Raw genomic sequence first — 12,382 nt, 5'->3', positions numbered from 1 at the left:
AACCGACGATGCCGGCAAGGCATCCCGTCAGCAACAGGCCACTCCAGGCATAACGGTGCGCCTGCGTGCGCGCCCAGTCGAGTCCGCAGAGCGCCAGTATGCCCAGTAGCATGCTGACATTGCCATAATGAATGGGGTTGCTGGTGGCCGCTTGCGGACGAATCAGGCTGTCAGGAACAAATTGCATCAAGGCATACGCTGCGCCGGCAATAGCGCCGACGGACAAGCCGGCCCACCAGAACATCGGCCGTGGTGGGTAAGCCAGCAGCAACAGCAGCACCGGGATCGCCAGCAGGGCGCGTAGGGGCATGTCGAATTCGCGCGGAGGATCGCCGTGGTACAGCATATTGGCGGTAAAGATCAGGAAATACGCCAGTAGGACACCGATCAGCAGATAGTCCTGACGCTGTAGAGCCAGGCTGGCACGTCTCCACAATAAGGAGCCGCTGGCCAATAGCAGAACCAGTGCGCCAAGGGAGTAACCACTGTTGACAGCCAGCGCCAATGCCGAAAAGAGAAAAACACAAACAGAGGTCAGGCCGAGCATGAATATCCTTGGTAACGCACGTCGTCGCCATGATGGCAACTGTAGCAACATAAAGTAGGCGTCATTGTAATCGAAGGTGCTTGCAAAAACGCTGACGGAGAATTTACTCTTCGATAACTATATGAGCGGTCTCAAGGGGAAGAATGAAAAAAACCATGGTTTTCAGCCATGGTTTTTTTGTAAGCAATGGTAACTTGCCGTTAATTTGCCAAGGCCGCAAGGCCTGTCATGCGTATCAGGCGATGGCCGGCACGCGCGTGGCCACGCCGGTGGCAATCGCCGCTTGCGACACGGCAGGCGCGACCCAGCTGCGCAGGCGCTCGTCGAATGGCGACGGGATCAGTTGCAGCGGCGTCAGCGCGCTGCTTTCGTGGCCTGGCAGCGGTTCTTTGGCCAGTGCGGCGATGGCGCGCACGCAGGCCAGCTTCATTTCTTCGTTGATGGTGGTGGCGCCCACGTCGAGCGCGCCGCGGAAGATGTACGGGAAGCACAGCACGTTGTTGATCTGGTTCGGGTAGTCCGAGCGGCCCGTGGCGACGATGGCGTCGTCGCGCACGGCATGCACTTTTTCCGGGGCGATTTCCGGATGCGGATTGGCCAGGGCGAAGATCAAAGGCTTGGCGGCCATCGATTCGACCATCTGCGCGCTCACCACGCCGCCCTTCGAGACGCCGATGAAGATGTCGGCGCCGACCATGGCGTCGGCCAGGTCGCGGTCGCTCGTATCGTTCGCGTAGCGCGCCTTGTTCTCTTCCATGCTGGCATCGCGGCCCGGGTAGATCACGCCCTGGCTGTCGCAGACCTTCAGCAGCGACTTGTTCAGGCCCAGCGAGACGAGCAGGTCCAGGCAGGCGATCGATGCCGCGCCGGCGCCCGAGACGGCCACCTTGACGTTGCCGATATCCTTGCCCACCAGTTCCAGGCCGTTCAGGATGCCGGCCGCGACGATGATGGCCGTGCCGTGCTGATCGTCGTGGAAGACGGGAATGTTCATGCGCTTGCGCAATTGCTGTTCGATGTAGAAGCAGTCGGGCGCCTTGATGTCTTCCAGGTTGATGCCGCCGAAGGTCGGCTCCATGCGCACCACGGTGTCGATGAACAGGTCGGGATCGTTCTCGGCCAGCTCGATGTCGAACACATCGACGTCGGCGAACTGCTTGAACAGGCAAGCCTTGCCTTCCATCACCGGTTTGCTGGCCAGCGGGCCGATATCGCCCAGGCCCAGCACGGCGGTGCCGTTGGTGATCACGGCGACCAGGTTGCTGCGCGACGTGTAGGTACCGGCCGTGCGCGGATCTTCCACGATGGCTTCGCAGGCGAAGGCCACGCCCGGCGAATACGCCAGGGTCAGGGCGCGGGCATCGCCCAGCGGTTTGGTTGGCGTGACGGAAATCTTGCCTGCACGGGGCTGTGCGTGATAGGCGAGGGCGGCTTCTTTCAGGTTGAAGGTTTCGCCGTTCTGTTCGGCGTGCTTGCTGTGGGAAGTAGACATAGGAATTCTGGGAAGGGCAACCAGGCCCGAGTGGTAAGTCCGAGCCATGGTATGCAAGCGTTTGCACGCTGTCAAGGCTGGAATGTACTTAAGAGTCTCAAAACCGCTTTGGGCAACGGCTTTATTTCAATGCAAGCGTTTGCTCGGTTTTTGACGAAAAGGGGAATTTTTGCGATAAAATCACGGTATTGCGATCCGGGAAGCCCATGACAAACAAGAACCCCACCTTAAGCGACGTCGCGCGGGCCAGCGGCGTGCACTTTTCCACCGTGTCGCGCGTGATGAACCCGGCAACGCGGCAAATGGTCAGCGCCGAGGTGGCCGCGCGCGTGCTGGCCGAAGCGGGCCGCCTCGGCTACCGCCCCAACCGCGCCGCTTCCACCCTGGTCACGCGCAAGTCGCGCATCATCGGCGTGGTCTTGCCCGACATCACCAATGCTGTTTTCCCGCCGATTTTGCTGGGCATCGAGGAAGGCTTGCGCAAGCATGGCTACCTGGCCATCGTCGCCAACGTGGGCGCCGACGAGGAAGAGCAGCTGTTCGTCATCAACCGCCTGCTGGGGCAGCAGGTCGATGGCCTGATTTTGGCTACCGCACGGCGCGACGATCCCGTCATCAAGATGTGCATCGACCAGAACGTGCCGGTGGTTACCGTCAATCGCAGCGACGAGACGGGCGTCGCTTCCTGCGTCGTCAGCGACGACGTGGTCGGCATGCGCCTGGCCGTGGAACACCTGCTGGCGCTGGGCCACCGCCATATCGCGCACATCGCCGGTCCGGAAAACCTGTCCACGGGCCACGTGCGCCGCCTCGGTTTCCTGGCCGCCATCCAGGCCAGCGAACTCGCTCCCTCGCAAGCGTTCGTTTTTGAAAGCAGCGGCTATTCGCGCGAATGCGGCAAGGCGGCCCTGCTGGAACTGCTGCGCCAGTCGCCGCAAACGACGGCCGTGGTGACGGGCAGCGACCTGGTCGCCCTCGGCTGCTACGACGCCATCCGCGAACTGGGCTTGAACTGCCCCGCGGATATTTCCGTGGTGGGCCACAACGACATGCCGTATATGGACATGATCCGTCCGCCTTTGACCACCATCCGCATCCGCCACCACGGCATCGGCACGGAAGCGGCCCGGCTGATCCTGCAAACCATCGCCGCGCCCGATTCCCCGGTGCTCGACGTGCGCCTGAAACCCGAACTGGTGGTGCGCGAATCGACGGCCGCGCCGCGCGCCTGACACCTTCTTGCCCTTCTTTCGTCCGAGTATGTTTAAATCTTGATATTGATAATTGTCAAGGCCGCGCCATGCAGACGAGAGCAAAGCAAGCACAGCAGGGAGGCCGCTGATGCCGAAGAATTTCGGCATGCCCGGCAACGCCTGGCGCTATGCGCTGGGCAGCGACTATGGCTATTGCTCGCCGCTACTCGAAGGCATTGAATTTGAAAACGAGTGGGTTACTATCCGCGAATCGGCGATCCGCATCCGCGCCGGCTATGCCTGGGATGGCTGTTCGCCCTGTATCAGCGTGCTCGGCCTGTTTTACGTGGGCACGCCCGATGGCGCGCAGCACCTGGGTTTGCCGGCCACCTATCACGCCAGCCTCGTGCATGACGTGCTGTGCCAGTGGCGCGCCGACATTCCCGTCACCCGCGCGCAATCGATCGCCATTTTCCACCAGTTGCTCAGGGAGGTGCGCTTCCCCTTGGCGGGACTGTATGCGGGCGCCGTCTTTCTGTTCGGGCCGCGGCGCGACTTCATGCGGCCTGGCGCGCGCATCGCAGCGGCCGCCCCGCACCCGCCAGGCGCAACATTAAAGCGGCGCTAACGTCGCCGCCGACGCGCCATGATGTTAAACTGGCGCCCCTCAACGTATTTTGCCCTCTATCGCCATGACCAAAACCAACACGCCTTCCCCGAAACGCCGCGAAGAGGGCGTCGCCAAGCTGACCGTCAATCCCTTCCTGGACGCCGAGTTTTACGCGCGCATGCGCGACTACACGGAGCGCGATGCGGCCATCATCAAGGAATTGAAGGCGATCGCCGAGATCCGCGCCGGCAACAAGCAGCCCGATCCTCGCCTGGCGCCGTCGTTGCAAGCACTGCGCGATACCGTCAAGAAAGGCTTGAGCTTTGGCGAGATGCTCGAGCGCATGGCTGCCGGCAAGGAAAAAGGCTTGTGGGAACCGTGGATGACGACCTTCGGCATCGAGATCCGCGCCGTCAACTACGGCGCCGGCCCGCGCAACGCCTGCCTGGTGCTGGACCTGGCCGCGAATGCCCCCGCGCACGCCATGTTCGCCAAGGCCGGCATCCAGAACTGGCGCAGCCTGGCCGCCGACGACTGCGCCGTCGTGCGCTCGGAAAAAGCGACGGAAACGTCGCCGCTGAAAGTGTATGCCGTGTTTTACCTGGACCCGCTGCCGGCCTGAACCAGCAGTACCACCGCCAGCACGATCAGCATCACGCCCGACAGCCGTTCCAGCAACGGCAGCGCGCGCGCAAAGCGCTGCCGCAGGGCGGTGCTGCCGATGGCAAGCGCCACGGTCATATCCCACGCCAGCACGGCAAAGACCATCCACGCGCCATACGCCGCCATCGCAGCGGGGCTCGTCTGCCTGGCGGCCAGCACGGTGGCGAGGCTGACGTAGAACAGCGCATTCTTCGGATTCAGGATGGCGGACATGAATCCCATCAAAACGCCGCCGCGCCAGTTTTCCCTGGCTGCCGCCGGCGTGGCTGCCAGGCTGCTCTTGCCCGCATGGCGCAAGAACAGCCAGCCCAGGTAAAGCAGATAGGCGCATCCTGCCAACTGCACCGCCATGAACGCCGTACTGCCGGTCTGCAGCACCGATAGGCCTCCAAACGCCGCCGCGATAAATACGGCATTGGCCAGCGTAATGCCCACGCAAGCAGCAGTGGCGCCGCGCCAGCCGTGAGCCAGCGCGCTGCGCGACACGAGGAAGAAGTCTGGGCCGGGCGACAGCAAGGCCAGGAAATGGGCGGCGGCGATCAATAGAAAATCCTGCATCAGGCGCGACTCCGTCAACAATGGGAAGACGAGTATGCGGATGTGCTGGCGATGTGTATTGAATAAAATTGCAGCTAGCGGTAGCGACCCGGCGTGATGCCGGCATGGGCCTTGAAGACGCGCTGGAAGTGGCTCTGGTCGGCAAAGCCCAGCTCATGCGCCAGCTGCGCCAACGCCGTTCCCGTCTGCAAACGGCTGCGCGCGCGGTTGACGTGCGCGTTCAGCTGGTAGGCATGCGGCGTCATGCCGGTGGCGGCGCGAAAGGCGCGGATCAATTGAAAAGGGCTCAGGCCTGCCGCTTCCGCCAGTTGCCGCAGGCTGGCCGAGGGTTGCGCCTGCAGCGTTGCGAGCACGGGCGCCAGTTGCGGCGGCACCGGCTTGCGTTCCGAGGGCAGCAGGTCTGCACGGGTATCGGTGCAAGCGCCCAGAAACGCCAGCAGCGCCGCATTTTTTTTACCTGCGCTCGCCGTTGAAAACAGCAGTGCATGCATGGCGCAAAACTGCGCGTACAGCAGCGGGCAGTGCAACACCGTCGCCGTGTCGCCATCGAGCGCCGGCGCGTGGGCTTGCAGCCACTGCGCATCGAGATGCAGCATCTGGTAGCTCCAGACGGCGTCAGGCAGGGGATTGCAGGCGTGCACGCAGCCGGCCGGCACCAGCACCAGGCTGCCATTGCCGAGGGCGACCTTGCCGTCTTTGCTGCCCGTAAAGATGCTGCCGCCAGAATCGACGGCGCCGATGGAAAACGTGGGATGGCTGTGCGGCTTGTAGCAGGCCCGGCTGTGGCAGGCGCGCCGGCTCTCCACGTGGGGCAAGGCCGGGTCGCGCCGGAAGGCGGTGGTGCCGGGCATGGCTACATCAGGATGACGTCGTACTGCTCCTGGTGGTAGGCGTTCTCCACCTGCAGCGAGATTTTCTTGCCGATGAAGTCGCCCAGCATGGCCAGATGCTGCGATTCTTCCTCTAAAAATAAATCGACGACTTCCTGCGAGGCGAGGATGCGGAATTCGCGCGGGTTGAACTGTTTCGCTTCGCGCAGCAGTTCGCGCAGGATTTCATAGCAGATGGTGCGCGAGGTTTTCACTTGTCCCTTGCCGGCGCAGGCCGGGCACGGTTCGCACAGGATGTGCGCCAGCGATTCGCGCGTGCGCTTGCGCGTCATTTCCACCAGGCCCAGCGGCGAGAAGTTGCTCACCGAAACCTTGGTGCGGTCGCGCGACAGGGTGCGTTTCAGTTCGGCCAGCACGGCGTTGCGGTGCTCGGCATTGTCCATATCGATGAAGTCGAGGATGATGATGCCGCCCAGGTTGCGCAGGCGCAACTGGCGCGCGATGGCGTGCGCCGCCTCCAGATTGGTCTTGAAGATGGTGTCGGCGAAGTTGCGCCCGCCCACAAAGCCGCCCGTGTTGACGTCGATGGTGGTCATCGCCTCCGTCTGGTCGACGATCAGGTAGCCGCCGGACTTCAAATCCACGCGGCGGCCCAGCGCGCGCAAAATCTCTTCTTCCACGCCGTACAGGTCGAACAGGGGGCGCTCGCCCGTGTAGTGCTGCAAGCGCGTCAGTTCGCTGGGCGTGTAGATTTCCGCGAATTCGCGCAGCTTGACATAGTTTTCGCGCGAATCGACCTGGATGGTGGCCGTTTCATCGCCGACGAAGTCGCGCAGCACGCGCTGCGCCAGGCTCAAGTCCTGGTGCAGCAGGCTGGTGGCGGGACGCGTGCGCGCGCCGTGCGTGATCGTGCTCCAGGTTTTTCTCAGGTAGTCGACGTCCGCCTTCAGGTCAGCGTCGGACGCGTCCTCGGCCATGGTGCGCACGATGTAGCCGCCTTTTTCATCGGGCGGCAGCAGGCTTTGCAGGCGCACGCGCAGCTGTTCGCGCTCCGCTTCCTTTTCGATTTTCTGCGAGATGCCGATGTGCTTGTCTTGCGGCAGGTAGACCAGCATGCGCCCGGCGATGGAAATCTGCGTCGACAGGCGCGCGCCCTTGGTGCCGATCGGGTCCTTGATCACCTGCACCGTCAGTACCTGGCCGTCGAAGAGGATTTTTTCTATCGGTGCCGGCGTGGCGTTCTGGCCGTCGTGGCCGCGCGCTTCCCAGATGTCGGCCACGTGCAGGAAGGCGGCACGCTCCAGGCCGATGTCGATGAAGGCCGACTGCATGCCCGGCAACACCCGCACCACTTTGCCGGAATACACATTGCCGGCCAGGCCGCGCGTGAGCGTGCGCTCGATGTGCAATTCCTGCACGGCGCCCTGCAGGATGAGGGCGACGCGCGTTTCTTGCGGCGTGATATTGATCAGGATGTCTTCGTTCATGGGGGCGCGGGAGTGGAGGCAACGAATGACATCATACCCGGGATCAGGGCAGGGGCAAACCTGCCAGCCGTAGCAACTGTGCGGTTTCGTACAGGGGCAGGCCCATGATGCCAGAATGGCTGCCTTCGATATGCTCGACGAACAGGGCGGCGCTGCCCTGGATGCCGTAGCCGCCGGCCTTGTCGTACGGTTCCGGCGTGGCGCAATACGCGGCGATGGAGGCGGGCGAGAGCACGCCGAAGCGCACTTGCGACACTTGCGTGCGCTGCTCGGCGAAGTCCTTGTAGTGCACGGCGATCGAGGTCAGTACCTCGTGCGTGCGGCCCGACAGCTGCTGCAGCATGGCCACGGCCTCGAGGCGGTCGGCCGGCTTGCCGAGGATGACGCCGTCGATGGTAACGGTGGTGTCGGCCGCCAGCACGGGGCGCGGGGTCAGGTGGCGGCGGCGCACCAGGTCCCAGGCGAAGGCGGCTTTTTCATTCGACACGCGGGCGACATAGTCGAGCGCCGATTCGCCGGGAAGCACTTCCTCGGTGACGTCGGCGCCGCGCGGGCCGTCGCTGCGCAGCAGCAGCAATTCGAAATCGATGCCGATCTGGCGCAGCAGTTCGCGCCGGCGCGGGCTTTTGGAGGCGAGGTAGATCTTGTGATCAGCCGTTTTCATGGGGGAGTTCAGACGCGGTGGTAGGGGTGGTTTTGCGTGATCGACCAGGCGCGATAGAGCTGCTCGGCGAGGATCACGCGCACCACGCCGTGCGGCAGGGTCATGCTGGAAATGCGCAGCATGCCTTCGGCACGCGCCTTGAGTTGCGGATCGAGGCCGTCGGCGCCGCCGATCAGGAAAGCCGTGTCGCGGCCATCCTGCTGCCACGCCATCAATTGCTGCGACAGGCCGACGCTGGTCAGGTCCTTGCCGCGTTCGTCGAGGGCGATGATGCGCACGCCCTTGGGCAGGACGGCTTCGATGCGCTCGCGTTCCAGCGCCATCGCCGTGGCGGCCGTCTTGCTGCCGGAACGCTCCACCGGCTTGATTTCTTTCAGCACGATGCGTAATTCCGGCGGCATGCGCTTCGCGTATTCCGCGAAGCCCGTCTCTATCCAGGCCGGCATTTTATGGCCGACCGCAGCGATGATGAGCTGCATCGACGCTTACGCTTCGACTTTTTTGATACGCTTGATCACGGTTTTTGCCGGTGCGGCATCGGCTGCCGGCTTGGCCGCGCGCGGGGCGCGTACTTTTTTCTCCGGCAGCGCTTTCAGCGCTTTCACGGCGGCCGCTTCGGTCTTGGTAGGCGCGACTTTCACGGTCTTACCGACAGCTTTGGAAGCGGCGGCTTTTTTCGCCGGCGCTTTCTTGGCGGCGGTGGCAGCCGTGGCTTTCTTCGCTGGCGTTTTCTTTTCGATCACGGGCGCAGCTTCCACATTGGCCTTGCTTGCCGCCAGATGGCCGCTGACCTTTTTCGGCTCGTCGCCGGCCGCTTTTTTCGGCGCGCGCTTGGCGGCACCCAGCTTGACCGGGGTGTCGCCCCAGATTTCTTCCAGGCGGTAGTAGGCGCGGATAGGCGCTTGCATGATGTGGACGATCATGTCGCCCAGATCGACCAGCACCCATTCACCCGTGTCCTCGCCTTCCATGCCGATGATTTGGCCGCCGGCGTCCTTGACCTTGTCGCGCACCGAGGCGGCCAGCGCCTTGGTTTGACGGTTCGAGGTGCCGGAGACGATCGCGATGCGGTCGAACAGGCTGGTCAGGTGGCTCGTTTCGAAGACGGCGATGTCTTGGCCTTTGACGTCTTCAAGGGCGTCAACGACGAGGGTTTGCAGTTTTTTGATGTCCATTTAGCTTTTGTATAAATTATGTTGTTCAATATAGTCTAGCACTAGCGGGGAAACAAGCGGGTTTGCCCGATTCCCCCGTTGTAATGCCGCACGTATTTCGGTGGCGGAGATATCCACCGCGAAGTCCTGTGCCAGATAAGTCAGACCGTGCGGCGTGTTGCGGATGCTTTCCAGAGACCCCAGGCGGCGCGAAAATGCATCGGCGACCACTTGCGGTACTGCTGTGTCATTCAGCGCGAAGCCGGGGCGGGCCGCGACGCAGATATGCGCGTATTCAAATAATTGCTGCCATTCGCGCCATGTCGCGAGCCGCTGCAGCTGGTCGGCGCCCATCAGGAAAACGATGGAAGCGCGCGGTCCCAGCTCGGCGCGTACCTGGCGCAAGGTATCGATGGTGTAGCTGGCCTGGCCATGTTCGCTGCGCTCGATTTCCTGGCGGTCGATCACCACAGGCAGGGGCAGGCCGGCGAAGGCCAGGCTGGCCATCTCGGCGCGCTGCGCGCCGCTGGCGCCCAGCTTACCCTTTTGCCAGGGCGCGCCGGCCGGAATCACGCGCAGTTCATCGGCGTGCAGCAGGCTGGAAAAATGCGTGCCCAGCGCGACGTGGCCCATGTGCACCGGATCGTAGCTGCCACCCAGCAGCGTCACGCATGCCGTACTGCCCGCAGTACTACCCGCCGTGCCAACTTCCGTCACGCCTGCAGCCAGTCGCGATGCACGAGGAAGTCAGTATACAACGCCGCTTCGGGACTGCCCGCTTCCGGGTGCCAGTCGTAGCGCCACTTGACCACGGGCGGCATCGACATCAGGATCGCCTCGGTGCGTCCGCCCGACTGCAGGCCGAACAGGGTACCGCGGTCGAAGACCAGATTGAACTCGACATAGCGTCCGCGCCGGTAGCACTGGAAATCGCGTTCGCGTTCGCCGTAGGGCGTGTCCTTGCGCCGCGCCAGGATCGGCACGTAGGCGTCGATGAAAGCGTCGCCCGCGCTGCGCAGCATGGCAAAGCTGTCGTCAAAACCCAGGGCATTGAAGTCGTCGAAGAAGATCCCGCCGGCGCCGCGCGCTTCGCGCCGGTGCTTCAGGTAGAAGTAATCGTCGCACCACTGCTTGAACTTCGGATGCAGTTCCGCGCCAAACGGCGCCAGCGCATCATGGCACACCTGATGGAAGTGCTTCACGTCGCCCGCGTCGCCGTAATACGGCGTCAAGTCCATGCCGCCGCCGAACCACCATACGGCTTCGCCATCGGTATTCACGGTGCTGAAAAAGCGCACGTTCATGTGCACCGTGGGCGCGTAGGGATTGCGCGGATGCAGCACCAGCGACACGCCCATTGCTTCCCATGCCTTGCCGCCCAGTTCAGGGCGCGCGGCCGCGGCCGATGGCGGCAGTGCTGCGCCGGTGACGTGCGAAAAATTCACGCCGCCCCGCTCGAACACATTGCCTTCCTCGATCAGCCGCGAAATGCCGCCGCCGCCCTCGGGGCGCTGCCAGGCATCGGTCAGGAAGGGCTTGCCGTCCTGCGCTTCGAGCGCCTGCACGATACGGCTTTGCAAATCGAGCAAATAAGCCTTGACGGCCGAAGGAGAGGGAGTTGACGACATCGCGTGGGCCGACGAGGCCGAAATAAAAAAGTAAGGACGGATTGTACCCTGTTACGCGTTTTTGTGATAGGGCGGCGCTGGCGCTGTGGTTTTGCGGCTGGCCGCGCGCACCGTCCGCGGCCAGCGCCTTCTACAGCACGCGCAATTGCTGCAGCACAGGCAGTGCGTCCCGCATGAATTCCTCGATGGCGGCGTTGAGCAGCTGCTGATGCGCGGCCTCGTCTGCGCATGCAGCGCCATCCTTGAGCAGGCGGCGCCCGCACTGCGCCATGGCGGTGGCCGCCTGCGCCTGCAGGGTGACCAGGTCCGGCTGCTCGCGCTCCTGGCTCAGCAGCGAAAACAGCAGCCGGTCGATGAATTCCGTGTCGATACCGCTGCCTGTCAATGGCGAGCACAGGATGCGGTAGTCGTCGCCGTAGCGCAGCTGCGCGCCGGTGGCCCGGTTCAGGCGGTGCGCGGCCGCGTCGCCATTGTCGCCCTGCGCCTCATTTGGAAAATACATCACGACCTGGCTGCCGGTGACCAGCATGGCCGCCACCTCCGCCAGGCTTTGCACGCTCTGTCCGGGCAAGGAAGGCAGTGCGGCCAATTCGGCCAGGCTATGCGGGCCGTTCGCCAGCGCGTCGCAGACGGCGCCGTAGACCTGCTCGTTGCCTGTCACGACGCCGGCCTTGGTCTGGAAGGTAAAAGTCATTTTTGCGCGCGGCACCAGCATGGCCAGGTGTACGTCGGCGTAGCATTCGGCCTGGCGCACCGTCCCCATGCGCCGCGCGCCGCGTACCAGCACATCCTTGCGGAAGCTGGTGTCGAGAAAATAATCCTTCGTCGTTTCGCGCATGGCCGCGTCGGGCAGCAAGTCAATGGTGGCTTGCTGGTCGGCGTTCAGATACAGCTCGGGAAAGGCAAAAGGCAGGTCGGACGAGCCGGCAAAATCGAGCTTGGCGCGCGCCACATCGCGCATCACGTCGGCGTGGTACAGCGGTTCCCAGTTCTGGTTCAGGTATTCATGCACGCTGTAATGGGGATCGCTGTTGATGAGCGCATTGAGGCGCGGCGCGAGTGCGGGATTGGCCGTGATGTAGCCGGCCTGCAGGTTCTGCAACTGCTGCACATAGGCGATGCCAGCCTGCATCTGCAAGTCGCTGCGGCCGGGGAAGCTGGCGGCAAACTCCAGCAGCAGGCGTTGCAGGGGCAGGGCGGAACTCCATCCAGGCATGGCGTTATAGCTGAGTGAAACGATACCGCCCGGTTTCAGATAGCGTGCAATGAAGTCGACGATATGCTGGCGGTTCTCCCGGTTGACCCAAGTGTAGATGCCGTGCAAGGTAATGAAGTCGAACTGCGGCAGATCGGGCACGCGGCCCTGGGCCAATTCTTCAAAGCTGTTTTCCAGCAGGGTCAGATTGCCCAACTGTGCCTTTGCCGCCAGGGCGCGTGCGCCGGCGACATGGGCCGGATTGAAATCGTTGCCGTAGAACTGGCCGTTGGGGTTGGCTGCGGCCAGTACGTTGAGCGTCTGGCCGCGCCCGAAGCCCAGTTCAAAGTAGGTGTAGGGT

At 63.3% G+C, this 12,382-nt stretch carries 12 protein-coding genes and 2 pseudogenes; 3 read left to right on the top strand and 11 right to left on the bottom strand.

The features are described from left to right. Both AC0V2Y_RS14680 and AC0V2Y_RS14675 read right to left on the bottom strand, forming a co-directional pair. Positions 1-547, bottom strand: a pseudogene (locus AC0V2Y_RS14680) (O-antigen ligase family protein); the annotation flags it as partial. Between the two features lie 253 nt (positions 548-800). Next, a pseudogene (locus tag AC0V2Y_RS14675) lies at positions 801-2,039 on the bottom strand (malic enzyme-like NAD(P)-binding protein); the annotation flags it as partial. Between the two features lie 206 nt (positions 2,040-2,245). Here AC0V2Y_RS14675 and AC0V2Y_RS14670 point away from each other — a divergent pair. The 3 genes from AC0V2Y_RS14670 (at position 2,246) to AC0V2Y_RS14660 (ending at position 4,464) form a co-directional block, all read left to right on the top strand. Then, on the top strand, positions 2,246-3,271 hold the full coding sequence (locus tag AC0V2Y_RS14670) for a LacI family DNA-binding transcriptional regulator (protein ID WP_475416637.1): 1,026 nt from the start codon (positions 2,246-2,248) through the stop codon (positions 3,269-3,271). 109 nt (positions 3,272-3,380) lie between these two features. Further along, entirely contained in the window at positions 3,381-3,860 is a 480-nt protein-coding gene (locus tag AC0V2Y_RS14665; protein WP_475416636.1) for a hypothetical protein, read from the top strand. 64 nt (positions 3,861-3,924) lie between these two features. Beyond that, the gene (locus AC0V2Y_RS14660; RefSeq protein WP_475416635.1) at positions 3,925-4,464 is read left to right on the top strand and encodes a hypothetical protein; all 540 of its coding nucleotides are present in this window, start codon (positions 3,925-3,927) and stop codon (positions 4,462-4,464) included. Here AC0V2Y_RS14660 and AC0V2Y_RS14655 read toward each other — a convergent pair. The 9 genes from AC0V2Y_RS14655 to AC0V2Y_RS14615 all read right to left on the bottom strand — a co-directional run. Beyond that, on the bottom strand, positions 4,440-5,048 hold the full coding sequence (locus AC0V2Y_RS14655; RefSeq protein WP_475416634.1) for a LysE family translocator: 609 nt from the start codon (positions 5,046-5,048) through the stop codon (positions 4,440-4,442). The two genes, AC0V2Y_RS14660 and AC0V2Y_RS14655, sit on opposite strands and share 25 nt — an antisense overlap. An 89-nt stretch (positions 5,049-5,137) precedes the next feature. After that, a complete protein-coding gene (locus AC0V2Y_RS14650; RefSeq protein WP_475416633.1) occupies positions 5,138-5,914 on the bottom strand; it encodes an AraC family transcriptional regulator in 777 nt (258 codons plus the stop codon). A gap of 2 nt (positions 5,915-5,916) precedes the next feature. After that, entirely contained in the window at positions 5,917-7,380 is a 1,464-nt protein-coding gene (rng, locus tag AC0V2Y_RS14645; RefSeq protein ID WP_034747098.1) for a ribonuclease G, read from the bottom strand. Positions 7,381-7,423: 43 nt separating this feature from the next. Beyond that, positions 7,424-8,044, bottom strand: coding sequence for a Maf family protein (locus tag AC0V2Y_RS14640; protein ID WP_099409611.1), 621 nt, complete (start codon positions 8,042-8,044; stop codon positions 7,424-7,426). An 8-nt stretch (positions 8,045-8,052) separates the two neighbouring features. Next, complete coding sequence (rlmH, locus tag AC0V2Y_RS14635; protein ID WP_034747108.1) at positions 8,053-8,523, bottom strand: 23S rRNA (pseudouridine(1915)-N(3))-methyltransferase RlmH; 471 nt, start codon at positions 8,521-8,523, stop codon at positions 8,053-8,055. Between the two features lie 6 nt (positions 8,524-8,529). Then, positions 8,530-9,219: a ribosome silencing factor gene (gene rsfS, locus AC0V2Y_RS14630; protein WP_475416632.1), complete on the bottom strand. Its 690-nt coding sequence runs from the start codon at positions 9,217-9,219 to the stop codon at positions 8,530-8,532. Continuing rightward, complete coding sequence (nadD, locus tag AC0V2Y_RS14625) at positions 9,220-9,867, bottom strand: nicotinate (nicotinamide) nucleotide adenylyltransferase (protein WP_475416631.1); 648 nt, start codon at positions 9,865-9,867, stop codon at positions 9,220-9,222. 44 nt (positions 9,868-9,911) lie between these two features. Next, a complete protein-coding gene (gene hemF, locus AC0V2Y_RS14620) occupies positions 9,912-10,826 on the bottom strand; it encodes an oxygen-dependent coproporphyrinogen oxidase (protein WP_475416630.1) in 915 nt (304 codons plus the stop codon). 130 nt (positions 10,827-10,956) lie between these two features. Next, positions 10,957-12,382: class I SAM-dependent methyltransferase (locus AC0V2Y_RS14615; protein ID WP_475416629.1), on the bottom strand; the 1,426-nt coding region annotated here is incomplete at its 5' end.

The sequence above is a fragment of the Janthinobacterium sp. BHSEK genome, assembly GCF_056174685.1.
Note: the sequence above shows the minus strand (reverse complement) of the source record. Positions and strands in the feature narration are given on the sequence as shown.

Excerpts from the sequence above, each read along its gene's own strand:
- AC0V2Y_RS14670 (WP_475416637.1), top strand. The coding sequence starts at position 2,246 with ATGACAAACAAGAACCCCACCTTAAGCGACGTCGCGCGGGCCAGCGGC.
- rlmH (WP_034747108.1), bottom strand. The coding sequence starts at position 8,523 with ATGCAGCTCATCATCGCTGCGGTCGGCCATAAAATGCCGGCCTGGATA.
- AC0V2Y_RS14650 (WP_475416633.1), bottom strand. The coding sequence starts at position 5,914 with ATGCCCGGCACCACCGCCTTCCGGCGCGACCCGGCCTTGCCCCACGTG.
- AC0V2Y_RS14640 (WP_099409611.1), bottom strand. The coding sequence starts at position 8,044 with ATGAAAACGGCTGATCACAAGATCTACCTCGCCTCCAAAAGCCCGCGC.
- rsfS (WP_475416632.1), bottom strand. The coding sequence starts at position 9,219 with ATGGACATCAAAAAACTGCAAACCCTCGTCGTTGACGCCCTTGAAGAC.
- AC0V2Y_RS14660 (WP_475416635.1), top strand. The coding sequence starts at position 3,925 with ATGACCAAAACCAACACGCCTTCCCCGAAACGCCGCGAAGAGGGCGTC.
- hemF (WP_475416630.1), bottom strand. The coding sequence starts at position 10,826 with ATGTCGTCAACTCCCTCTCCTTCGGCCGTCAAGGCTTATTTGCTCGAT.
- AC0V2Y_RS14665 (WP_475416636.1), top strand. The coding sequence starts at position 3,381 with ATGCCGAAGAATTTCGGCATGCCCGGCAACGCCTGGCGCTATGCGCTG.
- rng (WP_034747098.1), bottom strand. The coding sequence starts at position 7,380 with ATGAACGAAGACATCCTGATCAATATCACGCCGCAAGAAACGCGCGTC.